Annotated in this window: 24 protein-coding genes; 4 read left to right on the top strand and 20 right to left on the bottom strand. The window is 38.5% G+C overall.

All coding sequences use genetic code 11. From position 1 onward, the window contains the following. Position 1: 1 nt before the first annotated feature. The 5 genes from ACJ004_RS25395 to ACJ004_RS25375 form a co-directional block, all read right to left on the bottom strand. On the bottom strand, positions 2-1,462 hold the full coding sequence (locus tag ACJ004_RS25395) for an ethanolamine ammonia-lyase reactivating factor EutA (protein ID WP_410895908.1): 1,461 nt from the start codon (positions 1,460-1,462) through the stop codon (positions 2-4). Between the two features lie 132 nt (positions 1,463-1,594). Continuing rightward, positions 1,595-2,092 (bottom strand): EutP/PduV family microcompartment system protein, encoded by a 498-nt coding sequence (locus tag ACJ004_RS25390; RefSeq protein ID WP_410895934.1) that lies wholly within the window; start codon positions 2,090-2,092, stop codon positions 1,595-1,597. A gap of 30 nt (positions 2,093-2,122) precedes the next feature. Then, positions 2,123-2,464, bottom strand: a complete 342-nt coding sequence (gene eutS / locus ACJ004_RS25385; protein WP_410895907.1) for an ethanolamine utilization microcompartment protein EutS — start codon at positions 2,462-2,464, stop codon at positions 2,123-2,125. A gap of 118 nt (positions 2,465-2,582) precedes the next feature. Further along, positions 2,583-3,155 carry an ANTAR domain-containing response regulator gene (locus tag ACJ004_RS25380; protein ID WP_410895906.1) on the bottom strand — a complete coding sequence of 191 codons (573 nt, stop codon included), beginning with the start codon at positions 3,153-3,155 and terminating at the stop codon, positions 2,583-2,585. A 5-nt stretch (positions 3,156-3,160) separates the two neighbouring features. Continuing rightward, positions 3,161-4,588: a sensor histidine kinase gene (locus ACJ004_RS25375; protein ID WP_410895905.1), complete on the bottom strand. Its 1,428-nt coding sequence runs from the start codon at positions 4,586-4,588 to the stop codon at positions 3,161-3,163. 294 nt (positions 4,589-4,882) lie between these two features. On the opposite strand from ACJ004_RS25375, the gene ACJ004_RS25370 reads away from it, so the two are divergent. Next, positions 4,883-5,356 (top strand): SRPBCC family protein, encoded by a 474-nt coding sequence (locus tag ACJ004_RS25370; RefSeq protein WP_410895904.1) that lies wholly within the window; start codon positions 4,883-4,885, stop codon positions 5,354-5,356. A 133-nt stretch (positions 5,357-5,489) separates the two neighbouring features. Beyond that, positions 5,490-6,227: a hypothetical protein gene (locus ACJ004_RS25365; RefSeq protein ID WP_410895903.1), complete on the top strand. Its 738-nt coding sequence runs from the start codon at positions 5,490-5,492 to the stop codon at positions 6,225-6,227. Between the two features lie 313 nt (positions 6,228-6,540). Here the strand turns inward: ACJ004_RS25365 and ACJ004_RS25360 are convergent, their stop codons facing one another. The 12 genes from ACJ004_RS25360 to ACJ004_RS25305 form a co-directional block, all read right to left on the bottom strand. Continuing rightward, positions 6,541-6,762 carry a hypothetical protein gene (locus ACJ004_RS25360; protein WP_410895902.1) on the bottom strand — a complete coding sequence of 74 codons (222 nt, stop codon included), beginning with the start codon at positions 6,760-6,762 and terminating at the stop codon, positions 6,541-6,543. 88 nt (positions 6,763-6,850) lie between these two features. Next, positions 6,851-7,579 carry a CBS domain-containing protein gene (locus ACJ004_RS25355; protein ID WP_410895901.1) on the bottom strand — a complete coding sequence of 243 codons (729 nt, stop codon included), beginning with the start codon at positions 7,577-7,579 and terminating at the stop codon, positions 6,851-6,853. A 71-nt stretch (positions 7,580-7,650) separates the two neighbouring features. After that, positions 7,651-8,505 carry a deoxyribonuclease IV gene (locus ACJ004_RS25350; protein WP_410895900.1) on the bottom strand — a complete coding sequence of 285 codons (855 nt, stop codon included), beginning with the start codon at positions 8,503-8,505 and terminating at the stop codon, positions 7,651-7,653. Positions 8,506-8,562: 57 nt separating this feature from the next. Beyond that, positions 8,563-10,032, bottom strand: coding sequence for a D-alanyl-D-alanine carboxypeptidase/D-alanyl-D-alanine endopeptidase (gene dacB / locus ACJ004_RS25345; protein ID WP_410895899.1), 1,470 nt, complete (start codon positions 10,030-10,032; stop codon positions 8,563-8,565). A 255-nt stretch (positions 10,033-10,287) separates the two neighbouring features. Further along, a complete protein-coding gene (locus ACJ004_RS25340) occupies positions 10,288-11,562 on the bottom strand; it encodes a glycosyl hydrolase family 18 protein (protein ID WP_410895898.1) in 1,275 nt (424 codons plus the stop codon). 129 nt (positions 11,563-11,691) lie between these two features. Further along, positions 11,692-14,271: a DEAD/DEAH box helicase gene (locus ACJ004_RS25335; RefSeq protein ID WP_410895897.1), complete on the bottom strand. Its 2,580-nt coding sequence runs from the start codon at positions 14,269-14,271 to the stop codon at positions 11,692-11,694. A 79-nt stretch (positions 14,272-14,350) separates the two neighbouring features. Beyond that, positions 14,351-14,542, bottom strand: coding sequence for a YbxH family protein (locus ACJ004_RS25330; RefSeq protein WP_410895896.1), 192 nt, complete (start codon positions 14,540-14,542; stop codon positions 14,351-14,353). Between the two features lie 125 nt (positions 14,543-14,667). Further along, a complete protein-coding gene (gene ppdK / locus ACJ004_RS25325; protein WP_410895895.1) occupies positions 14,668-17,337 on the bottom strand; it encodes a pyruvate, phosphate dikinase in 2,670 nt (889 codons plus the stop codon). 2 nt (positions 17,338-17,339) lie between these two features. Continuing rightward, positions 17,340-18,155, bottom strand: coding sequence for a pyruvate, water dikinase regulatory protein (locus ACJ004_RS25320; RefSeq protein WP_410895894.1), 816 nt, complete (start codon positions 18,153-18,155; stop codon positions 17,340-17,342). Between the two features lie 17 nt (positions 18,156-18,172). After that, entirely contained in the window at positions 18,173-18,814 is a 642-nt protein-coding gene (gene ccpN / locus ACJ004_RS25315) for a transcriptional regulator CcpN (RefSeq protein WP_410895893.1), read from the bottom strand. A 265-nt stretch (positions 18,815-19,079) separates the two neighbouring features. Then, entirely contained in the window at positions 19,080-19,889 is an 810-nt protein-coding gene (mutM, locus tag ACJ004_RS25310) for a bifunctional DNA-formamidopyrimidine glycosylase/DNA-(apurinic or apyrimidinic site) lyase (RefSeq protein ID WP_410895892.1), read from the bottom strand. 137 nt (positions 19,890-20,026) lie between these two features. Beyond that, a complete protein-coding gene (locus ACJ004_RS25305; protein ID WP_410895891.1) occupies positions 20,027-20,161 on the bottom strand; it encodes an FbpB family small basic protein in 135 nt (44 codons plus the stop codon). A gap of 446 nt (positions 20,162-20,607) precedes the next feature. Here ACJ004_RS25305 and helD point away from each other — a divergent pair, with 446 nt between their 5' ends. Beyond that, complete coding sequence (gene helD / locus ACJ004_RS25300) at positions 20,608-22,944, top strand: RNA polymerase recycling motor HelD (RefSeq protein ID WP_410895890.1); 2,337 nt, start codon at positions 20,608-20,610, stop codon at positions 22,942-22,944. Between the two features lie 106 nt (positions 22,945-23,050). Here the strand turns inward: helD and ACJ004_RS25295 are convergent, their stop codons facing one another. The 3 genes from ACJ004_RS25295 to ACJ004_RS25285 are packed head-to-tail and all read right to left on the bottom strand — an operon-like array spanning position 23,051 to position 24,280. Further along, on the bottom strand, positions 23,051-23,305 hold the full coding sequence (locus ACJ004_RS25295; protein ID WP_410895889.1) for a DnaB-like helicase C-terminal domain-containing protein: 255 nt from the start codon (positions 23,303-23,305) through the stop codon (positions 23,051-23,053). Beyond that, complete coding sequence (locus ACJ004_RS25290; protein WP_410895933.1) at positions 23,302-23,643, bottom strand: DnaD domain protein; 342 nt, start codon at positions 23,641-23,643, stop codon at positions 23,302-23,304. Before ACJ004_RS25290 ends, ACJ004_RS25295 begins: the two co-directional genes overlap by 4 nt. A gap of 52 nt (positions 23,644-23,695) precedes the next feature. Then, positions 23,696-24,280 carry a TetR/AcrR family transcriptional regulator gene (locus ACJ004_RS25285; RefSeq protein WP_410895888.1) on the bottom strand — a complete coding sequence of 195 codons (585 nt, stop codon included), beginning with the start codon at positions 24,278-24,280 and terminating at the stop codon, positions 23,696-23,698. Positions 24,281-24,575: 295 nt separating this feature from the next. Between ACJ004_RS25285 and ACJ004_RS25280 the strand changes: the two genes are divergently transcribed. Beyond that, positions 24,576-25,256, top strand: a complete 681-nt coding sequence (locus ACJ004_RS25280; RefSeq protein ID WP_410895887.1) for an NAD(P)H-dependent oxidoreductase — start codon at positions 24,576-24,578, stop codon at positions 25,254-25,256. Positions 25,257-25,658: the final 402 nt, after the last annotated feature.

Below are 25,658 nucleotides of genomic sequence, written 5' to 3'. Positions count from 1 at the left end.
CTTATGTCCTCCTTTCTTTATTCTGAAATGTTAGAGTTTTTATAATCACAGGAACAACCTTGGTTTCAAGGATCTGGCCAATATCTAAATAGTCACCATTTTCAACGTTGATTTGGTCGATACATATGACTGATTGTGAAGGGTCCTTCCGATTAATGGTCTGCCCGAGTACTTTGGCATAGTCTCTGTCTAAGACAATGACTAATGGCTGTGATTGTTTTGTTTTTTGCTTTAACCCAAGTAAAATGGCATCTGCCAGCTCGTCAATTTCCCGAAACCGTAAATAAGGCAGTCCCGATAAGTAAAGAGCAAAATTTTGTCCTTCCTTTTTTGGGTCATGCAGCTCGACAGCCTCGCTAAGCTTGTTGGACAAGTTATTCACTGCCATTTCATAATCACGACCAAACCGAAGCTGATAGACAGGCAGATTTTTAATTGGCAGATTACTATTGTCAACTTCAATGGTCGCACCGCTGATATCTGTGGTTTGCATCCCAGCTCCTAATACCGTTGCCTGTACTGTTTCCACTGGCTCAATCCAAGGCCACTTGGCTAACAGTCTGTTTTCCTTAAGTGATTCTGCTAAAATCAACCCGATATCATTGTATTGTGTTGGATTAGATGACAGTTGATCGTGCTTATATATGCATTCACTTATACCACCTGAAAACATTATGGCATCCACTTCTTCTTGCCAGTTCGGCTCATGACCAACTAAAAGGATTTGATCTTCTAAGGTAAGTGACTTTTTCAGCAACCTCACAATCACTTCAGACATAAAATCGGTAATCGGTTTTATCCCTTTTATAGAGGCTGACTGTCCTTCTTTGACCGGGGAACCCCATTGCTTGAGGAGTTCCTTTACAGCTGGAGAGATGCTCTCAATGATTGCCTCTTTATATTCAATGAGCCTTCCGCCAATATGCAGGGTACACGTGCCACAAAGCCTTCCTGACTTATATACAGCGACATTAGCCGTCCCGCCTCCAATATCAATGTTTGCAATTACTTTCCCAGTTAATTTCGAATATTCATAGGCTCCAGAACCTTTTGCCGCAATGATCGCTTCTAAATCAGGGCCTGCCGTAGCTACGAGAAATTCACCTGCATGGTTGGAAAGTTGATGGATCATTACTTCTGCATTTGTCTTGGAGGCAGTTTCACCGGTGATAATCACGGCACCAGTCTTAATATCTTTAGGTGTAATTCCAATCTTTTTATATTCTTCTTCTACGATCCGTTCAATTTTTTCAATGTCAATCGTTGTTGGTGAAAGCAGCGGTGTTCGATAAATCGGGCTGCGATGGATAACCTGTTTATCAACAATCTCAATCCTAGGTACATGTGCCCCGCCAGCCATATTCATCAGTATAAATTTGCTAATTACTAATTTTGTTGTACTTGTGCCGATATCAATTCCAGCACTAATCATGACCTCTTTTTTTGGGTCTCTATACTCCATTTCCATCTCCCCAAAAACAAAGGCGCCTCTTTTAAACCATCCATGGTTAGATAGTTTAAAAGAGGCGCCTTTGCCTGAATATTCATTTGTTTAATCATAATATAAATTATTTTCTGAATATTGTAAAGACCCCTAATTAAAAATAATATGGGGTGATGGATGATTTTCAACATAGGTCTTCATTTCCTGCAATGAGTTCATCCTAACTAATCCTATAATTTCCTCTATTCCTTCCTTTTTCAAGGAAGATGTTATTACGATGGGCCCTCGATTTACCAGCGCTCTCTTTAAAAGGGTGATCGCAAGATCAACATCTGCCTTGTCTGAATCACTTTTAGTGATTACACCGATAGGCAGCTTATTAATTCCAGTGCTTAATCCGGGCGGAAAAATCATCTTTCTCTGAGTAGCGTCTTGTAAATATAAGACATGGGTGACTTCAAGGGCGGTTGCCATGATACTCTTATAAAATAATGGATTTTCACTGTATTCGCCCGGTGTATCTACAATCCAATCATAATATAGCAGTGATTGTGTTTTTACAGCTTTCACCTCGCGACCAAGAAGAGCGTTGGTTAAAGTAGATTTACCCGCACCTATCGCACCAATTAACATCGCTCTGTTCTTCATCACTATCGCCTCTTCCTCCTTTCTTCAAATTTAGGACTTCGTAATTTGTGAGGGAGTATAATTTAAAACGTCTGAAAGAAACCGATTGATTTCCCTCATGGCCATTTCAACTTCTGATACATTCCCAACAATAACCAAGCTGCCCGTAAAGCGGTCCAGAAAGCCTAAACATACATTTGCAGACTTAGTCGCTAAATCACCTGCAATGATTACCGTCTCACTTGGTGTCAATGTTAAAATCCCCAATGCTCCTGCTTCTTGGATACCTAATTTTTCAAACATACCTGGGTCGGGATTTGCAATTATATGACTTAAAGTAACTTGTTTTCCAGGGACAAATTCTTGAATAAAGCGCTTTTTCTCCTCACTCACATTAAACACCTCTCCAATACCATCATTAAACAAGAAATGCTTAATAGACTTTATTTTAGATAAAAATAAAACCTATTAAGCACCTTTGCTTATGTTTATTTACTTGTTACAAACAATACTAGCTGGGAAACTTCAAAATAATGTATTTAGCTACTTTTTCTAAGGAAAGCTGTTTGTTCATACTTAAGTTTCTCATCTTATGGTAAGCAGCATCCTCTGGTAAATTCCATTGTTTCATGATGATCCCTTTTGCTTTTTCAATCAACTTACGATTTTGAAGTTCCCTATTTATTTCCTCAACCTTTTCTTTGTAATAACTGGTGTTCTCAGCTTGCTTAAGAGCAATTTCAACTGCTGGGATTAAACTAGTTTCTGCAATGGGTTTCACTAGGTATCCGAGAATATTGGCCTGTTTGGCCTTCTCGATGTATTCCTTTTGGCTGTAGGCGGTTAATAGTAAAATTGGGATATTAAATTTATTAGAGATAATTTCACTCGCTTTTAAACCATTTAATTTAGGCATTTTTATATCCATGATAATTAAATCTGGTTTCAGACTATACGCTAATTCAATCGCTTTTTCTCCATCTCCCGCTTCAGCAACAACATCATATCCAGCATCTTTTAACATAAGTGAAATATCTAATCGAACGATTGACTCATCTTCGACTATCATAATTCTCTTTCTCAATCTTATTACTCCCTTTCTAAGGGGAATTCAACCGTTGCAATGGTCCCGTTCTGAATTCCAACTATGTTAAATTGACCTGATAAATCATGTTCTATCATCATTTTTACAATATCGAGCCCGAATGACGAGGTCGTTGGTGACGAAAAACCAATACCGTTATCTCGAACTTGAACAGTGATCAAAGAAGGATTTTCTTGGATAATCACCATTATCTTCCCTTCATTTAATCCATTAAAAGCATGTTTCACACAATTTTGTATTAATTCGTTAATGACGAGAGCGATTGACACGGCGAAGTTTGACTTGACAAGAAGTTTGGGTCCTGTGTATTCAATGGTTATATTTTTATGATCATGATCCTGATTAAAGACAAGCATATTTCCTATTTTTTCAATCAAACTAAATATTTCTACATCATCGATACTAGAACTCGATAAAATAATTTCGTAAACGGAAGCAATGCTCAAAATCCGGTTTAAGCTTTCAACAAAATGGACCTTACTCTCTTCGGGAATTCCTCTTCGGATCTGCAGCCTTAATAAACTAGCAACTGTTTGAAGGTTGTTTTTGACTCGGTGGTGAATTTCTCTAATGGCAACTGTTTTAACTGTTAGTTCTCGTTCCTTTTCACGCAGTTCGGTTAAATCACGAAAAATAATGAAGGAACCGCTGTTTTTGTCATTTTTTACGAGACTAATCTTTTTTATTTGAAAAACCTTTTTTTTAATCGTTACTTCCTGAATAACTAATTCATCTGGAAGCTGACAGATTCCTTCTAAACTAGGAAAATAGTCGAAAAAAAGAGTGGCAATTTTGCATTCTCGTGCACACATTTCTAAGACAAGATTCATCGCGGCAGGATTAGAATATTGAATTTTATGCTCAGCATCAATTATAAACAAGGACTCCTCAATCACTTCAGGAATATAAGGACTATTTTCTGCCATTCCTAGTAACAGCTCACTTAAAGTTTCGTTTGCTGCTGTAAGTACTTGGAGTTTGTTTTGATCTTGAAGCTTATCACTATTATCCTTCTCCATTATTAAGGCACCAATAGTTCGGTTATTAGTTCCGACAATTGGTACAACACTTTGCTCTACTTTTTTCCCTTCTTGGGTTAAAGCATGATTTAGAAATATCGGCTTACTTGTTCGGAACACATAAAATACTGCAGGTTCAAATGTCTCATAGGCAAACTTTCCAGCCACAGGATATTTATATACAGATTTTGTTGTTGCAGGTTCAGCTTCCGCTACAACAATCGCATACTTTTTTTCTCTCGTCGGGCAATCAATAAAGACATTTGCTTGATTTAAATCAGCGATTAACCCTAGATTTTTAGCAACTTCCTTAATTTTTTGTATGTCTTTATCTGATAAATCAGTATGAAGTTTACACAGGGAATTCACAGCATTCATATCCGTTTTATTCATATATTAAACCCCGTCTAACTTAAATAATTAGAATATACTAAATATTGTATAAATTATTGATATTAGTGTCAAATACTAAAAAACAAAAAAATACTGGACCATTTACATATTAACATGCTCCACGGATAATATTTATTTAAAAATTCCAATTTTTAAAAAGGTGTATTTTTTACTTTATTACTGGTAAATTTAATTCCTATTCTATTGATCCCTTTAAGATGGAAGAAGGAAGTTTACCCAAGATGTTGAAATTGTTTTTATATCAATTAAAAAAATATATAAATGAGGTGCTGTATGAAACAATGGATAAAGGAAATTAAAATCAATGCTCCCATCGATTTAGTTTGGGGACTATTTGATGGTACATTAGAGGATATGCAAAAAATAATGCCACAAGTAGTAGATCACCAACCGGTAAAAGTGACAAATGAAGGTGTTGGGAGCATCTATCGTCAGAAATATAAAGAAGGAAAACGGATAGAAGAGTATGATGTTGAAACATTAGAATTTGAAAATACTCCCAATAAAAAGAAATTAAAAATTGGCTTCACGCTTGCCAAAATGTTTGAGATTACCGCTTTATATGAATTATTTGCAATCAGCGAGGAGAAAACACTATTTAATTACACCTGCACGAACCGACCGCTAAAATACTTTCTGAAGTTATTTTTATTCTGCGCAAGTGACAAGATCGTCGTTCAGTTTTGTGAAAGAGTTAAAAAAGTAGCGGAAGAAGAATATGAACATACCAAAGTACTTGTAAAATAGCCTTTTGCATTATCGTTTGTCCTGATGTTCTATCTAATATTTCTTCAATTCTTTCTAATCTCTCTTTCCTGTCATATATTTTTTAAATCTGGTAATAATAACCTTGATTAACATTGAAAGGATGGGATGTTTGATGTCGTTAGAATGGTTTGACAGAGTATGTGGAGAACTGCAAGAACACCTGGAATCTATTTGTGAAGAATATGATCAGGTTGGTCAAATGACAATTGAAAGAGCTGCCAAACATCCGAGGATTGAGTTTTATGTCGATACCGCAGATGTTGATACCGAAGAACTAGAGCGTGATTATTTCTGCTCGTTGTTCTTTGATCCTCAAAACGAGGAATTTTACATCGATACCTTCGATGTTGACACCGGGCATACTGCAAAGGTCATCCTTTCAGACATAGAAGACATTGTCGAGGAAGTTCACGCCAGTCTGCATGATTACATGAACGGCGATGATCACTTTACAGATGATGGGGTCTATCTTCAAACTTCTGAGGTCTATGAAGAAGAAGATGAGGATGGAATCGAAACCGTTTATGTGGAAGATGCGGATGAGGATGAGGAAGAATATTACGAAGCAGAACAAGTCAACAGTGATGATATCTTTGAGGAAATTGATGTTGACTGGTCCACACCGGAGGTAACGGCCTTCAAACATGAAGATGAAGTCGAAGTAACCTATCAATTTGGGTTGGTTCAAGCCACTGGTGACGGTGTCCTCAAACGTGTCAATCGGATTTGGACCACTGACGATGAATTAATCAAAGACGAATCCCATTTCATTTTTAGCAAAGAAGAAGCAACGACCATCATCGCAATGATCGCTTCCCATATGGATCAATTAAGCGAATTTGAATTTTAAGCTAATACTACGAGCATGCCTGCAGGTGTGCTCGTTATTTTTTTAAAAATAAAGACTGTTTTCGCAAATATTGTTGTTTTTTTAAAGTTTAAAATCCTAAACAGTTCAATTCAGGTGTAAAATTACACCTTGTCAGGGTTAATAATGATATATCAGCGCATTTTATAGTTTTATCAGCGGAAAATAGCATTTTATCAGCGAATTTATACATTTATCAGCGGATTTAAGAGTTTTATCAGCGAATCCAAAGAGCAACAAACTTTTAGAAAAGAGCCAAAATAAAAGTTCTCCACGGGAGGAGAACTTTACTGGTTTATTCAATGACGATCCCTTTTTGATAATCTTGCATAAAGGTTTCAACCGTTTCTTCCGCTGCCCCATTGGATTCAAAAACTTGGACAAGTACTTCATTTCGATTGTCGACCGGCAAAATATTGACATCATTAAACCGATTTATGTCCAATTGTACTCTTAGATCTTCCGCAATGCTGTTCGCTTGATATTGATCATGGATGATAAACCGATAATTCCGCATAGATTCACCCTACCCTTTCTGTGAGGATTCCATCTATTACAGTTTTTCCGATTTTGATTGAATTTATTGATTTTAAATTGTAAGAAGATCACTCTACCGTGTAATCAATTTGAATCAGATCCCAAGCCGTAATCATGCCAAGAGGGGCCTCGTCCGCTTTTCCATTTTCAGTGATGATTACACCTTCTATTTTCCGCTTTTTCTTATGTGCTTTTTCAAAAATATTTTCAACCTCAAATATATTAATCTCTTTTGAGACGATTTCAATTGGATAATCTTTCTCATAATTCATGATATCTGATACATGAATATCAGCAAGATTGACAAGACCTCTCTCCATATTTTGCGCCATCCATTTCACAATCGAACTCGATGTAAGTAAGCCCATACATTTTTTGTTTTTATAAACTGGAAATTTAGAATATCCGTACTTTTTAATTGCATCGGTTACTTTTATAATGCTGTCGGGATAGTCAAAGAACACCACTTTTTTCGTAGCTATCGAAAGTGCATAATTGGGACGGCTAAAAACATTGGCGATTTTTTCAATATGAGAAACGACCTTTGCATTAGGCTCGGCGATATAAAAGCCAATTTCCATTTTCTCGTGAACAATCGCGTTCCGAAGTCTGGCATATTGCTCTAAGTCCTTTTTATAAGTTTCAATCATTTGATATTTTTTGGCACCAACCTTTACGAGAACGACGAATCTATCATCATTTATTTGAACGATATCACGCAATGCATCATGTACTTGGTTGAAGGCTACCTCAAAACGTTCGGATAAAAGTCGTCCTTGTTTTTTATTCATATTCATTTGGCTCTCCCATGGTATAACTCTTTTTCATTATTATAATAGTAAAATCAATAGTTCAAATTTTCAAGAAATTATTTTTCCCACTTTTGCTTGAGCAGTTCGATTTCCTCTTTGTGAGTCATCCCTTCATCGTCGGGAGTTTCTAGGACTAATGGAATTCCTATGAAAACAGGAGATGTGATAAATTCCTTTAATTGATCTTCGTGGATATGGCCATTTCGGTAGAAAATATTTGCGTGCCGGTCTTTCTTTGATCCTGTCGGGTATTTCGAGTTATTTAAATGAATGGCCTTTAACTCGGCAAAGTAGCCTAAACTTTCTCCTTTTTCTATCAGTTCAGCGGTGTTTCCTCCTGTCCAAAGCCCGCTCGCAAAGGCATGGCAGGTATCGAGACAAAAGCCAATTTTTTCAGGATAATCACATAAGTTTCTAATTTGGACCAGTTCCTCCAACGTTGTTCCTAACGCCCCTTTTGTACCAGCATTATTCTCCAAAAGAATCAAACAGTCTCCATCCCACTGCCTAAGGACCTCATTTAACATCGCTAGCATTAAATGATAACTTGCTAGAGGATCGGTTTGGCTAATTTGGCTTCCATAATGGACGACGACCCCAATGGACCCACAGGCATTGGCAATTTCTAAATCATTGAGAAGGGAGGCGATCGTTAATTCTTGTTTGTCTTCAGATGGTGTTAAACTTGTGGAATAAGGAGTATGAGCAATTGATTGCAGGTGATGTTTTTGACAAAATTCATTGCAGTTTTTTGCATCTTGTTTGTCGAAATCCTTGTTTGAAAGGCTTCTCGGGTTTTTCGGAAAATATTGAAAAGCGGATGCATGATTTGCAACCGCTTTTTTTGCCGCTCCTAAATATCCGTTCCTTATGCTTACATGACTGCCAAAGATCATTATTTCTGTCCCCATCCATACTTTTTTACAGATAGGATTTGTTGATGTTCTAATTTATATTCAATCTGGAGATTATTGATTGGCTAATATAGTTAGCATTTGATCTTCTACTTTTTTCCCCTTTGAATCTTCCAGTAAGTTATTTAATAAAATGGAAAAAATTAAGGTTTGCCCACTTTTGGTTTTGACATAGCCTGATATGGTACTCACTGTTGAGATGGTCCCTGTTTTAGCGTTTACTTTTCCCCGGACCACAGGTTCTTTCAAGCGATTTCTTAAGGTACCGCCTATCATTTTCTCACTTGCCCCGGAAACCGGTAAGGAATGAAGGTAGCTTGAAAACCACTTTTCCTTTTGTACGGCAAATAGAAGTTGTGTTAGTTGATTGGCAGGAATTAAGTCGACATGGGAAACGCCTGAACCATCCCGGAGAACCAACGTTTTAGGATTAACCCCGAATTTGGCTAATTCAGTATTTACTACTTTCAACCCGTTTTCCCAACTCCCTTTCCCTTTATCAACCTTGCCCATTTCCTTAATTAAAATTTCCGCATGGACGTTATTACTCAGTTTCATAAATGGCACTAAGAGTTCAGATAATGGCATCGATTGATGGGTCGTTACCAGTTTTGCGGTGTCAGGCACCACTCCTGTTTTTAGTTTTCCCGTAACGGTTATCTCATGTTCTTTTAATGATTGCTGTAATAGGGATACGGCATACTGTGTTGGGTCCCAGACACCAATCCAGTCCCTTTCCGGTTTTGCCTTGATTGGGATTGTTCCTTCGATGGTGATGGTGTTTTTTGCATGTTCTCGCTCAATCGTGAGATTCTTTTTACCATCTTCCGGACCGGTGACGGCATGGTTGATTATTTTTAGATAATTGGTTTTTGGGGTCATTTTCACGGTTGGCCTCGAGCCTTTTCTGGTTCCAGGTTGTACGACCACCTTGACAGATCCCGCATCGAAGTCCTGAGTGGGTGATGCAGTTAGCGCAGAAATCTGTGCCCCATAATGGGTCGTTTCGTCACTCCAGGGCAGGTCAAGCGAATAGCGGACATCATCAAACCAGGAATCATCGCCGACGAGATTTCCCTTTATTTTTTTGATGCCGTGCTTTTGGATTTCTTCAGCCATCTTATCAAAATCAGCTTTCAATAAAGTTGGGTCGCCCTTCCCTTTTAAATAAAGATTTCCGTTTAGGGTTTTCTTTTTCACCGCGCCATCTGTATGTACTTCCGTCGTAAAGGTGTAGTTTTCTCCAAGAGTATTAAGGGCTGCTGCAGCCGTTAATAGTTTCATGTTGGAAGCGGGTCGTAAGCGGACATCACCTTGATGAGAATAAATGATTTTCCCATTGACAGCAGAACGGATACTAATCCCAACAATAGCCCCTCTTAAGGCCGGTTCCTTATTGATAAGTTGATTCATCAGCAGGGCGATTTTTTCGTGGCCGTACATGGCATTTACTTTTATCGAAGGGATGAATGCTGCAATCATCATTATTAAAATAAGAATATAATTTTTAAATCTGTAACTCACACTTTGGTTCCAGCCTTTCCTTTTTCCTTAGAGTTTGTCCGAAAAAAGCAAATAATATCATCGATGATCTTTTGATTGGACAACCGTCAGATTTCCAAAATATGTCTAATTTTACAAAACCCTTTGAAAAATGTACAAAACACCTCAATTTTCGTACAAAAGGCAGTAAAAATTATACAAAACTATACCAAAATGGCACAAAACCACCCTAAAATGGCACAAAAGCAAAAATCCGCCACCAAATTCAGTGTAAATTTACACCATTCTTTTCACTACATTAAAATTCTTACTAAGAAAAGCCCAATTCTGTGGTGCCGGCAAACTAATTTGCCAAAAAGTCGTGCCTGCTAATTGATAAATATCCATTAACTTATATTTTTCGATATAACTGCGGATATCTTCAAACCAAACCACATGTTCCTTCCCACTTGACCAATACCGATACCACGGCGATTTCGCGGATGGATCGAATTCAATCGAACTGCCTATAGAAATGGCTTGATTTTGTGCTCCATTTACTGATAGAGCACGTGTTTGATTCGTCCCCACCACCTTGTCATACCCATACAACGCCAACGCGATTTGTAGTTTACGAGGATTAATCTGCGTGAGCGAATATTGAATGACTTGCTCCACCCAGGTAATCGGGGCAATCGGTTCAGGCGGTCCCCCTGGGTATCCATAATCCATTGTCATCACGGCAACTAGATCAACTACATTGCTAATGCCGGCATAATCGTAGGCTCCAATAATCCGGTTCGTCGGAATATCAGCTGTTTTTGCGTGAACATTTACTTGTAAAATCAAATCACCTAAACTTTTTTTTAATGCGATAAGAAACAAAATGAAGTCATTCCGTCGTGCAGGGGGAATAAATTCAAAGTCGATGCTAACGCCTCCAAACCCACGCTGCCTCGTTAAATTCACAATACTCGCCACTAGATTGGCGCGATAAGTTGGATTTTCAAGCACCCTTCCAGCCAACTCTGCACTAAAGTCTTCTCCCGCCAAATTCCTGATCATCATTAATGGGACAACCTTTAATTGATTGCTTCTTGCTACTAATGCCGCATCCTTGAACATATTAAATGCATACCCTTCCTCTGTAAAAGAATAAGCGACCACTGATAAATAAGTAAGTTGCTTCGCGAGATTATTCAAAGTTGCCAGATTTGCAGCTTCGGAGGAAGGTACTAAAAATCCTAGTGTCGCTAGATCCGATTTCATGGGAGATGGCACATTGATCGTTTGGCCAATCATTAGCCGCTTTGGATCAATTCCTGGATTAGCAGCAAGAATGGCTGCCGGATTAGTGTTGAATTGCTGGGCTAAATTCCAGATATGATCGCCTGCTTTAATTCGATAAAAGTGGAGTGGCGGCAGGGTATCAGGAATATATAAAGCAAGCCCAGGGGTGAGTTTATTTGCTGATGGCAACCCGTTCAACTCGACAATCGTTTTGATCGAAACTCCATACTTCGTGGAAATCGCCCACAAATTTTCACCAGCAGCAACAATATGAACAGCCATTTTCTCACACTCCTTCTTTATTATCATATGGGCATAAGATAATAAGTTATTACACATAGAAATGAGCCATTCATCATGATTTTTAATAATCTCTACTAAAAAAAGGCCCCAATAGGCCTTTTCTACTTATTATATATGTTCATCCCCATAACGATATCGTCTCGTCTTCGCTGCATAGCAGGCTTCACAGGTTGGAAACGAATGGTCCCAGGGTAGTTTCTTGCCGCAGTTTTTGCATTTTTTTACAAACTTTTTAATATCTGTTTTCAGGCGATCTTGTACTTTATCGCTGACCTCTTCTCTTAAACGTTCCCAATAGATGGCTGTGGTTCGCTCACCTAATCGATATAGGAATAAGAGATGGAGCCCGATTGCCTTGTAACTTAGTTCTAATTCCTCCAAGCTGCGATCTTTAACAATTGGTTCTGGGAGCTCACGACCTTGGATAATCGCATACATGGTATCCTCCCATTGCCTGGTTAAGATGGGCTCATTTTTTGAAAACGGCAGATGTAAAAAGCCATAAAGATCCATTAAGGATAGCCTTGCTTCAATTTCCGTCCCCGCGATCATTTGATAAAGCGACTTTTCCTCTGCGAGCGAGGCCTTCTTTGTTCCTTTTGGACTATCGAATTTCCCCCATAGTTCAAAAAATGTTCCTAAGTCGTGATAATAGCGTTGAAAGCGTTCAAAAACAGAATTGGTTGGTGCAATCGCAAAGGTATGGACAGGCTCATCTTCCTGCAAAAGCAAATTGCGCATTTTTTTGATATCACTTGTAAAAGCCACTTTGCCAATATTGTATATTCCTTTTCGCCCCGCACGACCGGCAATTTGCTTCACTTCTTGAGATGTCAGCAAACGACGTCGTGTTCCATCGAACTTATCATTTTCTAAAAAAACAATCCGGCGGATCGGCAGGTTTAACCCCATTCCAATGGCATCTGTCGCAACAATAACTTTTGTTTTTCCTGTATTAAATTGCTGAATTTGTTTTTTCCGTGTTTCTGGCGGCATGCTACCGTAGATCATGCTGACAGTATGGCCATCATTTTGCAATCGTGAGGCGGTTTCAAGCACACGCCGACGAGAAAAACAAATTAATGCATCCCCTTTTTTAATGTGTTTAATATGAAACTCCTTCGTTTCTACCTCAAGTGGGGTATCTCGACTATACTCATGAATTTCAATATCTGAGTCGCCCAAAAGCTGCAACAGCATCGTTTTTGAATTTCGGCTTCCAATGATATGTACTTCTTCCGCATTAGCTTTCGTAATCGCTTTATACCATGAAAAACCCCGGTCTTTATCCGTAATCATTTGCGCTTCATCAATGACGATTACTTCATAAAACTCTTTTTCATGAAACATTTCTACGGTACAGGACGTATGATTGGCCCCAGGCGTCATTTTTTCTTCTTCTCCCGTTTTTAAGGAGCATGGCGTCCCGTCGGCATTCAATTTATCAAAAACTTCCAGGGCCAATAGTCGAAGCGGCGCTAAATATAAGCCACTATAGGCCTCTTTCATCCTTTCAAGCGCATGATGCGTTTTCCCCGTATTGGTTTCACCGATATGAAGAACATAACGGATCTGTCGCTTAAGCGAAGGATCGTATTCCGTAGCAAAGATGTCCTTCATCATCCGCTCTTCTGCTTCTCGTTTCCGCCTTAATTCTTCTTCAGCTTCTTTTTCTTTTCGCTCCCGCTCTTGGAGGTCTTTTTCAAAAATTTCCTTGTGTACCTTTTCATCAAAAGGAATTTCAGCCAGACTGATTAAATCAGACAGATACTCCGCTTGGATATCCTCAATAAAATAACTTTCGACATCGTATAGAACCTGTGCAATGCTGCCTTTTACGAAGGAAGCGGATAATTTTTCATGAAAGGTTTCAAGGAAGTCAGCTTTAAGTTCATCCGATAGCTGTTCTAAAATTTTTTCCGGAATAAGTTCTGATAAATAATCACCAATTAAGCTTTCATAAACGAAGAAATAAGTTTGATATTCATAAAAACTTCTGCCCCAGTTCATCGTTTTATGGATATCACCTGTCAGTTCTTCAAAAAAGCTGGCAACCGTGGTATAGGCTGAAGGATTAAAATGACCTTCATCAATTAATTTTTCTTCCAACGCAAAGGTATCCACGGACTGAAATTTTACATTATTTTGTAAGTCAGCAACTAATTGTTTTGCCACGAAGGAACGAACAGATAAATAGAACCATTCATATTGTTCTTCCAAAATCCCAACGGCGGTATCCTCAATTTCACTTCTAATTACCTGCTTCTGTTCATCAAGTTGTTTTTGTTCCTCTCGCTTGAGGAAATTGACTTTTGCATCCTGATACAGTTTCTCCCACTCTTCTATTTTTCCTGAAAATGTTTCCTGAATCCACCCCATTGCATCGAATGGATGATACATTCGCATTTCGTCTCTAAACAACTTATTGATTAACTTTCGGTCTATTCCCTGAACCTCAAAGCCTTTTTCACTTAAAAATTGTTTCTTTTCATTTCTGGGAACATCATTAGTCGACTTATTCAACCAAACATTGATCCAAATTTGCTCGACATAATGGCTCCGGTCAGCTAAGTATTGATCAAAGGATGGCAGTGTATCCTTTGTTTCGAAATAATGGTTAATATCTTCATATACTTTCATTTTTGTATGTTCAATTGCTTGAGGGTAGATTATCGTTATTTTGTTCATCTTATTCCCTCCTTTTCTAGAAAATGGTTTGTTAAGATCCATTTTATCAAAAAACAAAAAACCGAACAATTATTCGGCTTTATAGTTGATGTTGATTGCAATATTGATCAACCAAATCTTCAATTTGATCCAGTTCAGGAAACTTTCCAGAAAACTGAAATTTAATTTCTTCAATAAAATGATCCTGATTGTATACATGAATAGCCCCATTTTGTTGGATGACACTAAATTCTGGTACAAACCGATACCCGCTTCGTTCAATAGCGCCCATTGTTATGAGTCCCCTTTTCCTATTTTTTTATAGTATAAGCAGAAAATAGCGGACTAATCACATTTAGGTTGACAATTACAATTGGGAAAATAAAGAGGATGTGCTAACCACATCCTCTTTATTAGTTATGCTGTTGTATAAACTTCTGCTTTATTTTGTTCATGGCGAATCGTTGCTTGAGCTGCTGCCAATCGTGCGAGCGGTACACGGTATGGGGAACAGCTGACATAATCCAAGCCGGTTCTGTAACAGAAATCAATCGAGGTCTTTTCACCGCCATGCTCACCGCAAATTCCTGTTTTTAAGGAAGGCTTTGTTCCTCGGCCTAATTTAACACCCATTTCCACGAGCTTTCCTACGCCTTCTTGATCGAGGACGGCAAATGGATTTTCCGGGAGTACTTTATTTTCGATATAGGCTTGCAAGAACTTTCCTTCCGCATCGTCACGGCTATAGCCAAATGTAGTTTGTGTTAAATCATTGGTACCAAAGGAGAAGAAATCTGCTTCCTCGGCAATTTTGTCCGCAGTCAAAGCGGCACGAGGTATTTCAATCATGGTTCCAATCGTGTACGTGAAGATCTTGCCCGTTTCTTCTTGGACTAGTAATGCCGCATCCATCACCAATTTACGCATATCCTTTAACTCATTCACATGACCAACTAAAGGAATCATAATTTCTGGCTGTACTTCGATCCCTTTTTCAGCGAGAGTAGCGGCAGCGTAGAAAATGGCTTTCGCTTGCATTTCATAAATCTCTGGATAAATCATTCCGAGACGACAGCCACGGTGGCCAAGCATCGGATTAAACTCATCTAATTGACGAACCTTTTTCAGTAATTGCTCTTTTTTCTTCAGTTCTGGTGATTGTGGATCTAAAATTTGAAGCTTCGTCACTTCTACTAACAGTTCCTCTTTATCTGGTAAAAATTCATGCAACGGCGGATCTAGTAAACGGATGGTGACAGGTAACCCTTGCATTTCTTCGAAGATGCCCTCAAAATCTCCTTGTTGCATTGGTAAAAGCTGGTTCAACGCTACCATCCGCTCCTTATAATTATCAGCAAGAATCATTTTTTGGACAATTGGAATCCGTTTCAAGTCCATGAACATATGTTCCGTACGGCACAATCCAATCCCGCCTGCCCCGAATTCGAAGGCTTTTTTTGCATCTTCAGGATTATCCGCATTGGCACGAACCCCTAGTTTACGTTCTTGGTCTGCCCATGCTAATAACAACTGGAATTCATCCGATAGCTCTGGGTCGATCATGGGAATTTCACCCAGCATTATTTCACCGGTGGATCCATCGATGGTAATGATCTCGCCATAACTTATTACAGTTTCGCCAATTGTAAATTGTTTAGCATTCAAGTCGATCTTTAAAGCTTCGCACCCACAGATACATGCTTTCCCCATTCCACGTGCAACAACGGCTGCATGGCTCGTCATCCCGCCACGGCTTGTCAAAATGGCTTGAGATGCAACGATTCCATGAATATCATCTGGTGTTGTTTCCGGACGAACAAGGATTACTTTTTTACCATCATTGCTTAATTGCTCGGCTTCATCGGCATCAAAAACAACTTGACCTGTCGCTGCTCCAGGTGAAGCAGGTAAGCCTTTAGCTAACACTCTTTTCTCAAATTTGTCGTCAATCCGGCGATGTAAGAGTTGATTTAGTTGGTCAGGGTCGACACGCAGCAAGGCTGTCTTTTTATCAATGATTCCTTCCTCGACCATTTCAACCGCAATGCGTATGGCCGCTTGTGCGGTTCTTTTGCCATGACGGGTTTGCAGGATAAAAAGTTTGCCGCGTTCAACTGTGAATTCGATATCTTGCATTTCTTCATAGTGCTGCTCTAGTTTTTTGCAAGTATCCGTAAATTGCTTAAACACTACAGGCATTTCGTCTTTTAACGTTGCGATAGGCTGTGGAGTACGAATCCCTGCAACCACATCTTCCCCTTGGGCATTGATTAAGTATTCACCGTAAAGAACATGCTCACCTGTCGATGGGTTTCTAGTGAAGGCAACACCCGTCCCTGAATCGTTCCCCATGTTACCGAACACCATACTTTGAATATTTACAGCCGTTCCTAAATGGTCGGCAATTTTATTAAGGCGGCGGTAGACAATTGCCCGCTGATTATTCCAAGAATTAAAGACAGCATGAATGGCAAGGAATAGCTGCTCTTTCGGATCCTGCGGGAAATCCTTTCTTGTATGCTTTTTGACAATACCTTTATAACCAATAATGACTTCTTTCCAGTCTTCCGCACTCATTTCCGGGTCTGAAGAATACCCTTTTTCCTCACGAATTTCTTCTAATAATTGTTCGAAATAGTAGGTGTCGATGTTAAGGACAACATTACTAAACATTTGGATGAAGCGTCGGTATGAATCATAAGCAAAGCGCGGATTAGTCGTTAAGTCTGCCATTCCGATCACAGTTTTGTCATTCATTCCAAGATTCAAGATCGTATCCATCATGCCTGGCATTGAGAATACAGAACCGGAACGAACGGAAACAAGCAAAGGATTTTTGGGGTCACCCAGCTTTTTCCCCATTTTCTCCTCCAGACGAGCGAGGGCTTCCAACGTTTGGGCCTCAACAATGGTAGGAATTGTTTTGCTAGCTTCATAGAATGCATTACAAGCCTGTGTAGAGATCGTAAAACCATAAGGAACTGGTAAACCAATCCTTGTCATCTCCGCTAGGTTGGCCCCTTTTCCGCCAAGTAAACCTTTCATATTTCCATTTCCTTCATGAAATAAATAAACGAATTTTTCCATTTTTATAAACCCCTCTCCTTTTTTAACACGTCTAAAATTAATCCGGCTGTTTCTTCTATTGCTTTATTTGAGACATCGATGACAGGGCAGCCAACGCGCTTCATCACTTTTTCAGCATGATCCAGTTCATCAAGTATACGCTTAAAGCTTGCATAGTTGGCCTGTGAGGCTAAGCCCATTGCCTTTAGACGTTCTTTACGAATTTCGTTTAATTTATCTGGTGATATAATTAATCCAATACAATTCTTGCGAGGTATTTTAAACAATTCCTCTGGCGGTGCCACCTCTGGAACCAGCGGAACATTAGCCACTTTAAAGCGTTTATGTGCTAAGTACATAGATAAAGGTGTTTTAGATGTACGGGAAACACCGACTAAAACAATATCTGCTTTCGTGATTCCTCGTGGGTCACGCCCATCATCATATTTTACGGCAAATTCGATTGCTTCAATTTTTCGAAAATATTCTTCATCCAATTTCCTCATTAATCCTGGACGATGGTGTGGCTGCTTATGAAAGCTTGTTTCGAACGCATTCATCAACGGGCTTAAAAGATCTACTGCTAAGATCCCTTCTTCTTCTGCCCGGCGATCTAAATACGTTTTTAATGCGGGAATTACAATCGTATAGGCAATAATTGCAGGACCTTTTTTCGCCAACAATATGATATCTTCAATATCTTCAAAGTCATCCACATAGGAATTACGACGAATCTCAACCTGCCCGCCATTAAATTGTGTTGCCACTGCTTTTACAACAAACTCAGCTGTTTCTCCTACTGAGTCCGATACAACATAGACAACTTCTTTCTGTACCAAAATGGCAGCCACTCTCCTTAGTTTGATTTGTTTTCCATGATTTCTAAATATGCTCGCGTGATTGTTGTTTTAGTGATGCGGCCTACCAGCAAATATGTACTTTTTTGCTCTTCCACTTCCTTCACAACAGGTAAGGAATCAATGTGATTATGAATCATCTTTTTGGCTGCTTCAAGCAAGGTTTCTTCAGGATTAATCGTAATAATATTTGGCATTCTCGTCATGATGACACTAACAGGCAATTCATTAAGGTTCTGATTTCCTAGTGATGCTCTGAGCAAATCCTTTCGGGATACAACCCCAGCTAGATGCCCTTTCGAATCAACCGCATAGAGTGTCCCCACATCCTCTAAGAAAAGCTGAACAATTGCATCATAGACGGATGTTGATTTTTCAACGACAATCGGATGAGCCTTATAATCGGATACTTTCTGGTGAATAAATTTCTTAGCTTGCTGCTTTGCTTCAAAACTATCATTAAAAAAGTAACCCACCCGCGGCCTTGCGTCTAAGTTACCTGACATTGTTAAAATAGCGAGGTCTGGTCTCAGTGCGGCTCTCGTTAATGAAAGTTTCTCAGCGATTTCTTTTCCAGTTATCGGACCGTTTTGCTTAACAATTTCGAGGATTTCATCCTGGCGTCTAGATAATTTAATCATTACCACCCCCTTAGTCATATTAAATATGTTATATTCATTAGATTTATCGTTAATGTGTTATACTTATTTATATATAGTATATTACATTAAGACATAAACTGAAACAATAAGTTTTATTTTTTTTGACAAAATATCAAATTTATTTATTGAAAGACTGCGTTAAAATTGTCTGTTGATTGCAGCGAAGGGCACTTCGCTTTCCACGGGCGTTGCGGACAGCCTATTTACAAAAAAAATCCCGTCGCACGCGACGAGATTCTGTAATCTATTTTTGACAGTTAGGACAGTAAAAGGTTTTCCTTGATGATATCGTTTCCATCTGAATGATTGTTCCACATCTTTTGCATTTTTCACCTTCACGGTCGTACACCTGACATAACTCATTAAAACCACCTGTTAATGTATCATCTTTAAAGAGTGGATTATCCATGTAACCGCCATTTTGGATACCTTTTTGTAGAATTGATTGTATTGATTGATATAACTTCTCTCGCTTTGGTTCTTCTAAATCATCAATGTCCTTAGTTGGCATAATTCCGGCACCGTAGCAGATTTCTGCAGAATAGTAATTTCCGATTCCTGCAATAAACTCTTGATCCAATAAAGTTGTTTTTAATCTGCCATGCTTATGATTGATTCTTTCCTTAAATTCATTGATGGAAAAATCGTTGCTTAAGGGCTCTGGCCCTAAGTGTGATAAATGCTCCTCTGTATGTGTTGAATTATAGAGGTGCAAATATCCGAGCCGCAGGCCGATAAAGTACAGGTGATGTTCACCAAAGGATAATCGTACCTGGATGGTTCGTTTCGGCTTGTCTTCTTCTGTTCCATAGTACATCCAGCCACCAAGCATTAAATGAAGTAAAAGAATTTGGCCATTTTGCAGGTGAAAAAGTAAAAGTTTTCCCCGTCTTTTGATAGTAATTATTTTTTGATGCTGAACTGTTTTCATAAACAGGTCTGGGTTTAAATTAATTGATTTTTCCCGATTTATTTGTACATCAGTTATAATCTGACCGGCAATTTTTTGGTTTAAAAGGATTTTATAGTTTTCCATCTCAGGAAGTTCTGGCATCGAATGTCTCCTTCCAACTTAAGCATGTGTTTAATACGATTCCCCATTTAATAAAAAGGAGCCTATAAGTGATAAAGAAATTCTTGCCCTAGTATGAAAAAAGAGCAACCTTCGCGGGTTGCTCTACTAAATAGTACTCATGCATATTTCAACTTTTCCGAATGTTTATCATCAATTTTCGTCTCAATTCTTTCCATTGCTTTAAGGTCACTTTTGATTTCCTGTTTATTATCCATCACCAATTCCTTAAAGCTAAGTTTACGTTTTCTCATTTATTCCTCCGCCTTTCTTTGTTTCTATTATACCTAAGGTATGAACATCAGAATCATCTTAAATATTACAATTTTTTGAACATTAGTAACCTTTCGATTTTTTTATTAGCTGCAAAGACTAATTTGCCCCATATGGAAAAAGAAAAAGAGTAGTATTTACGTTGAAAACGTTAAATACTACTCTTTTTTATACTGAATGTAAGGATAGTTTAATTGATGAAGAAACAGCAAAGCTTAAAACTTAATCGTGCAGATTCTTTATAAGAAAATAGAAATAATCACTCATAAATCAAGTCCAATACATTGAAAAAAAAGAAATCTTGTGGTAAATTTATATAGATACACATTATATATTTATATTTTCATATATTACCCCTACTATAATTATACAACATAATCCTTTCTTTAGTCAACCCCTAAATTTATTTTTTTAAGGAGTGCTTGCTATGAATTCAGAGTTTCAGCAGGAGCAAAAACGAGTCAAAAGTGTAATGGAAATTATTAAGGAGCAAATCAGCAGATTGGAGGAAGAAACTACCCAGCGCCAGAACGAAGTAGTTCATATCCGCAAACACTTTTGGGATGAAATCAAGGTGAATATTGATACCTTCGACGATTTTCTTGAGACCATCATCGGCTTGAGACAAGAGGCTCAAGCTCTGTCCATAAGCCAAAGCACCCATAGACATGCATCCAAGAGATTGTCAACGCTGCACCGTATGCAGGAGGTTCCTTACTTCGGCCGAATTGATTTCATTGAAGAAGGAATCTCAACTCAGGAACATGTCTATATTGGAATCTCCACGCTTACAGATGAAAGTGGAGATAATTTCCTTGTCTACGACTGGAGGGCGCCGGTTTCGAGTGTCTACTACGATTACCAGCCCGGTCCCGCTAAATATTCAACACCTGGAGGCACAATCCAAGGCATATTGGAGAATAAGTGGCAGTATCTTATCCGCGGCGGCGTTCTTCAATCCATGTTCGATACGAGTCTTACCATTGGAGACGAGATTTTACAGCAGGTTCTTGGCAAAGGTACTGACAAACATATGCACAATATAGTAGCTACCATTCAACAGGAGCAAAATCGGATCATCCGTCATGACCGCGGAAGGCTGCTCATAGTTCACGGTGCAGCTGGCAGCGGCAAAACATCGGCCGCTCTGCAGCGGATTGCTTATTTGCTCTACAAATATCGTGATAGTCTGAATGCTGATCAAATTATTCTATTTTCGCCTAATTCAATGTTTAACAGTTACGTGTCCAATGTGCTGCCGGAACTCGGCGAAGAAAATATGCAACAGGTCACATTTCAGGAATACTTGGACCATCGGCTGAGTAAAGAGTTTCAAGTTGAAAATCCCTACGATCAATTGGAATATGTTTTAACCACAGCGAATACCCCTTCGTACAGGTCAAGGGTTACGGGCATCCGATTCAAAGCATCTACTCTTTTTTTTGAGGCGATCAATTCGTATAGGAAGTCGCTGGAGTTATCTGGAATAGTATTCAAGGGCATTATCTTTAGAGGAAAGCCGATCGTTACCGCTCAACAAATTGCAGACAGGTTTTATAGCAGCGACACCTCACTCCGATTCCATAACAGACTTGAAAAGTTAAAGGATTGGCTAATGAAGCAAATAAAAGAAGCCGAAAAGGCCGAATGGACTAAGCCATGGGTACAGGAGGAAATCGAGCTGCTTAGCAACGAGGACTACCATAAGGCACATACCTATTTAGCGGAAAAAAGAGGCTTTAAAGGAGAATCAATTGCCGATTATGAGATCGAGCCTAAAGCACTGGCCCGATTGATTGTTCAACAGAATTTGAAGCTTTTACGAAAACGAGTCCGAGCGTTTCGTTTCGTCGACATTAAGGGAATTTACAAGCAGCTTTTTGCTGATCCCCTCCAGATCAAACAATGGTTAGAGGGAGAAATACCCTCAGAATGGGCGGAGATTTGTCAAGCGACGGTGGAAATGCTAGATGAAGGCAAACTTTCTTACGAAGATGCTACTCCGTTCTTACTTATGAAAGAGATGATTCTAGGCTTTCAGACGAACAGCTCGATAAAGCACGTAGTTGTTGACGAGGCGCAGGATTATTCACCATTTCAATTCGAGTTTCTAAAGCGTTTGTTTCCTTCGGCAAGGATGACTGTGCTAGGTGACTTTAATCAGGCGATATTCGCTCATGCCGGCGAAATGGTTGATTTTCACGCACTTACTGGCTTATACGGGCAGGTTGAAACCGAAGTGATCAACATGACACGCAGCTACCGATCCACAAAACCGATTATCGAATTTACACGCAGACTAGTACCTAACAGCGAACAGATAATCCCTTTCGAACGCGACGGCGAGCGACCCGTGCTGACACAATTGCTCGATCACACAGAACTGCACCGCTGCATCACATCCAAAGTCGCGGCTTTGCGAAGTCTTCGTTATAATAGTATTGCCATAATATGCAAATCAGCTGAGGAAAGTAAGAGTGCATACGAAGCCTTGTCCAACATCGATGATATTAAGCTCTTGAAGAACGGCTCGATTGAATATGAACAAGGAGTTGTTGTCATACCGTCGTATTTGTCCAAAGGCATCGAATTCGACGCTGTCATCATTTATGATGCATCGGAGCAAGTATACGGCGATGAGAGTCTTCGCAGAGTTTTCTACACAGCCTGCACCAGAGCTATGCATTATTTGCAGCTATACAGTATAGGTGAACCGACCCCATTTTTGCAAAACGTCTTGCAGGAAAGTTTCATCCAAGCTTGACTTAAATGGATATTTATGAAAAACAACGTTCCTAAATAATCGAGGGCTTTAACCTACTAAGGAATAAAATTAATCAGCCGAAAATATGCAAGTTTTTATTCGCCGCTTACATATTTTCGGCTTTTTTACATTCAAAAAACATACTGCCATAAACCGCATTTTTTGTTAATAAATACAAATACGACTCACGAAACAAGAATAAAATGACATCGGCGTCCTGCTCAACACTGCCTGATTCCCGAATATCAGACATCATCGGCCGATTATTGGCTCTTGATTCACCGAGCGATTTAGCTGCGCTAAACAAATAAGCTCCGCCTTCATCGAACTCCCTATAAACGCTTTTTTTCGCAATACTCAACACGCTTCACCTGCCGTAAGGTCAAGTTCAAATCCACTTGGAATTACTCTTCCGGTAGGAAACGATTCGGTTGATTGGCTATGCTTGGGTACAGGCTTTTGGTTCTCATGATACGAATCAATTTCTTCTATGGGCAGTAAAGATTCATTTTTCCAGTTTTTCAAGATCCCAACCACATAGCTTAGTCTTCGCTTGTTATTGGCACAAGCAATAGTCATCGCTTTTAAAATCACATCTTTCGGCTGTAAAAAGATAGAATCATTTAACCAAGATAATAACTGTTGTTTGGCATTCACGTTTGAAAAACCAAATCCATTGTGGTCCCAAAACTCAACAATTTCTTTCAGCTTAGTAAGATAAATGGATATTGTGAAAAAAAATGGTCAATAATCATCCTTTAAAATTATTTATTTCCGTCACTATAAAAGGTAAGGCTTTTTTTATATATTGTTCTGCTGAAAGAGAACTATTATTTTCCCAATCCACAGATGCTCCGTAAATTCCCCAACTCAACACAGTAGTACCAATTTTTAAGGCTTCCAAATCCAAGTTAAGTTGTTGTTTCAAAAATAGGGAATAAAATAATTCTCCCAGTTCTTTTTTTATTTTTTGTTCAATTATTGAATAAAAGGATTCCATACTTCTTCTACATTGTGAGCTATATTCTGTACGTTTTTTTGTATGAAACTTAGTTAATGTAAAAAAGATTTTTACAATAGTCTCTTCATTTAACCTATCGTAATGATTCAAGTGTTTCACAATGCTTTCTAATATATCCTCTGTAATGGAGGCATCCATTACGTCGTATTTATCTTGAAAATGAGAATAAAAAGTGGCACGATTTACGGTTGCTTCCTCCGTAATGTCCTTTATTGTAATGTCTTTGAACTCCTTTTTTTGAGCTATTTTTATAAAGGCATCCATTAACAATTTTCTTGTCCGTATAATACGTGGATCTACTTTCATCTCTTCCATATTTATCCCTCTCTTTTCTATGAATAGACAACAATTTAATTTGTTTGTTGTTTAGGCGATAAAACACCAAAACTGATGATTGAGAATAAATGAATTCTATTTTAGAATCGAGTATACAACATCCATTGTTTAAACAAAAGATGTTGGATTCTACATTTTTAATATTTGACAACTGGATGAGTAGGTCAATCTCTTCAAAAATAAGGGAAAAATAATCCTACGATTTTTTTCTTATCGATGGGACTGCTAATAAAGGCTAGCTTATCTAAAACAACTAAGAAGGAAGTGTTTGAATATGACACAAAAAGTGATAAAAAGACAAGAAATTCTTGATGCGTTTAATTTTAGACGTGCTATAAAAACCTTTGATCCAACAAAAAAAATATCAGAGGAAGACTTTAATGTAATCTTAGAAGCGGCCCGACTTTCACCAAGCTCATGTGGGATTGAACCTTGGAAATTCCTCGTTGTCCAAAATCAGGAATTCAGAGAAAAGCTAAAAGAAATTTCTCCAGGCGCACAAGGTCATCTGCCAACTGCGAGCCATTTCGTTATCATTCTTTCAAGAACAAGCGAGGATACAAGGTACGACTCAGAATATGTAAAAAATCAAGTGCTTAATGTTATGGGTGTTCCAGATGAAATATCTGATCAAATGATAAAGGGTATAAGAAATTTCCAAGTAAACCAACAAAATGTGTTTGAAAATGAGCAAAAAGCGTTGGATTGGGCTAAAAGACAAACCTTTCTTCCCTTTGCCAATATGATGACTGTAGGAGCGTTACTAGGAATTGACTCTTGTCCAATAGAAGGATTTTATATCGATAAGGTAGAAAAACTCCTTGCGGAAGAAAATTTACTAGAGGATGGTCACTTAGCTGTTTCGGCTATGGTCGCATTTGGATACCGAGCAAATGAGCCTGAATTCCCTAGAGGAAGAAAAGACATGAAGGATATTGTGCAGTGGATTAATTAATGATTTCAGACAGGTTGGAAAGAGAGTTCTTTTTTAAAAAACAGATGCCCTTTGATTCTTGTCTGTTTTTGTATAAACTTTATTGTCCTTGGACATTTATTCAGAACTGTAGAAACCATTCTACAGTTCTTTTCCTTCTTTAACTAAATGGCCCGATTGTTGAATAAAGTATAGAGGTGATACATGATAGGATATCACCTATTTAAACATTTCAAAATGATTAGCTACCCATATTTTATTGTTGTCAGCAATATATTGCTCTGCTTGAATAAGTCGTTCTACACGTTCTTTCTTAGATAGCTTCATAAATTTGTTTTCAACATTTTTTAAGTTTCGGTCTGGATTTATTCTACGAAATCTATTTCATCAAGGTTTACATTACGGTTAGGTTTAGACTTACCG

Source organism: Neobacillus sp. 204 (assembly GCF_046562815.1).
GTDB lineage: Bacteria > Bacillota > Bacilli > Bacillales > Cytobacillaceae > Neobacillus.
The sequence above is the reverse complement of the archived record's forward strand: the minus strand, read 5'-3'. Positions and strand labels throughout refer to the sequence as shown.

Coding starts and splice junctions, on each gene's coding strand:
- ACJ004_RS25395 (WP_410895908.1), bottom strand. CDS start 1,462: ATGGAGTATAGAGACCCAAAAAAAGAGGTCATGATTAGTGCTGGAATT.
- ACJ004_RS25390 (WP_410895934.1), bottom strand. CDS start 2,092: ATGAAGAACAGAGCGATGTTAATTGGTGCGATAGGTGCGGGTAAATCT.
- ACJ004_RS25375 (WP_410895905.1), bottom strand. CDS start 4,588: ATGAATAAAACGGATATGAATGCTGTGAATTCCCTGTGTAAACTTCAT.
- ACJ004_RS25370 (WP_410895904.1), top strand. CDS start 4,883: ATGAAACAATGGATAAAGGAAATTAAAATCAATGCTCCCATCGATTTA.
- ACJ004_RS25365 (WP_410895903.1), top strand. CDS start 5,490: ATGTCGTTAGAATGGTTTGACAGAGTATGTGGAGAACTGCAAGAACAC.
- ACJ004_RS25360 (WP_410895902.1), bottom strand. CDS start 6,762: ATGCGGAATTATCGGTTTATCATCCATGATCAATATCAAGCGAACAGC.
- ACJ004_RS25355 (WP_410895901.1), bottom strand. CDS start 7,579: ATGAATATGAATAAAAAACAAGGACGACTTTTATCCGAACGTTTTGAG.
- ACJ004_RS25350 (WP_410895900.1), bottom strand. CDS start 8,505: ATGGGGACAGAAATAATGATCTTTGGCAGTCATGTAAGCATAAGGAAC.
- ACJ004_RS25340 (WP_410895898.1), bottom strand. CDS start 11,562: ATGGCTGTTCATATTGTTGCTGCTGGTGAAAATTTGTGGGCGATTTCC.
- ACJ004_RS25335 (WP_410895897.1), bottom strand. CDS start 14,271: ATGAACAAAATAACGATAATCTACCCTCAAGCAATTGAACATACAAAA.
- ACJ004_RS25330 (WP_410895896.1), bottom strand. CDS start 14,542: ATGGGCGCTATTGAACGAAGCGGGTATCGGTTTGTACCAGAATTTAGT.
- ppdK (WP_410895895.1), bottom strand. CDS start 17,337: ATGGAAAAATTCGTTTATTTATTTCATGAAGGAAATGGAAATATGAAA.
- ccpN (WP_410895893.1), bottom strand. CDS start 18,814: ATGATTAAATTATCTAGACGCCAGGATGAAATCCTCGAAATTGTTAAG.
- mutM (WP_410895892.1), bottom strand. CDS start 19,889: ATGCCAGAACTTCCTGAGATGGAAAACTATAAAATCCTTTTAAACCAA.
- ACJ004_RS25305 (WP_410895891.1), bottom strand. CDS start 20,161: ATGAGAAAACGTAAACTTAGCTTTAAGGAATTGGTGATGGATAATAAA.
- helD (WP_410895890.1), top strand. CDS start 20,608: ATGAATTCAGAGTTTCAGCAGGAGCAAAAACGAGTCAAAAGTGTAATG.
- ACJ004_RS25285 (WP_410895888.1), bottom strand. CDS start 24,280: ATGGAAGAGATGAAAGTAGATCCACGTATTATACGGACAAGAAAATTG.
- ACJ004_RS25280 (WP_410895887.1), top strand. CDS start 24,576: ATGACACAAAAAGTGATAAAAAGACAAGAAATTCTTGATGCGTTTAAT.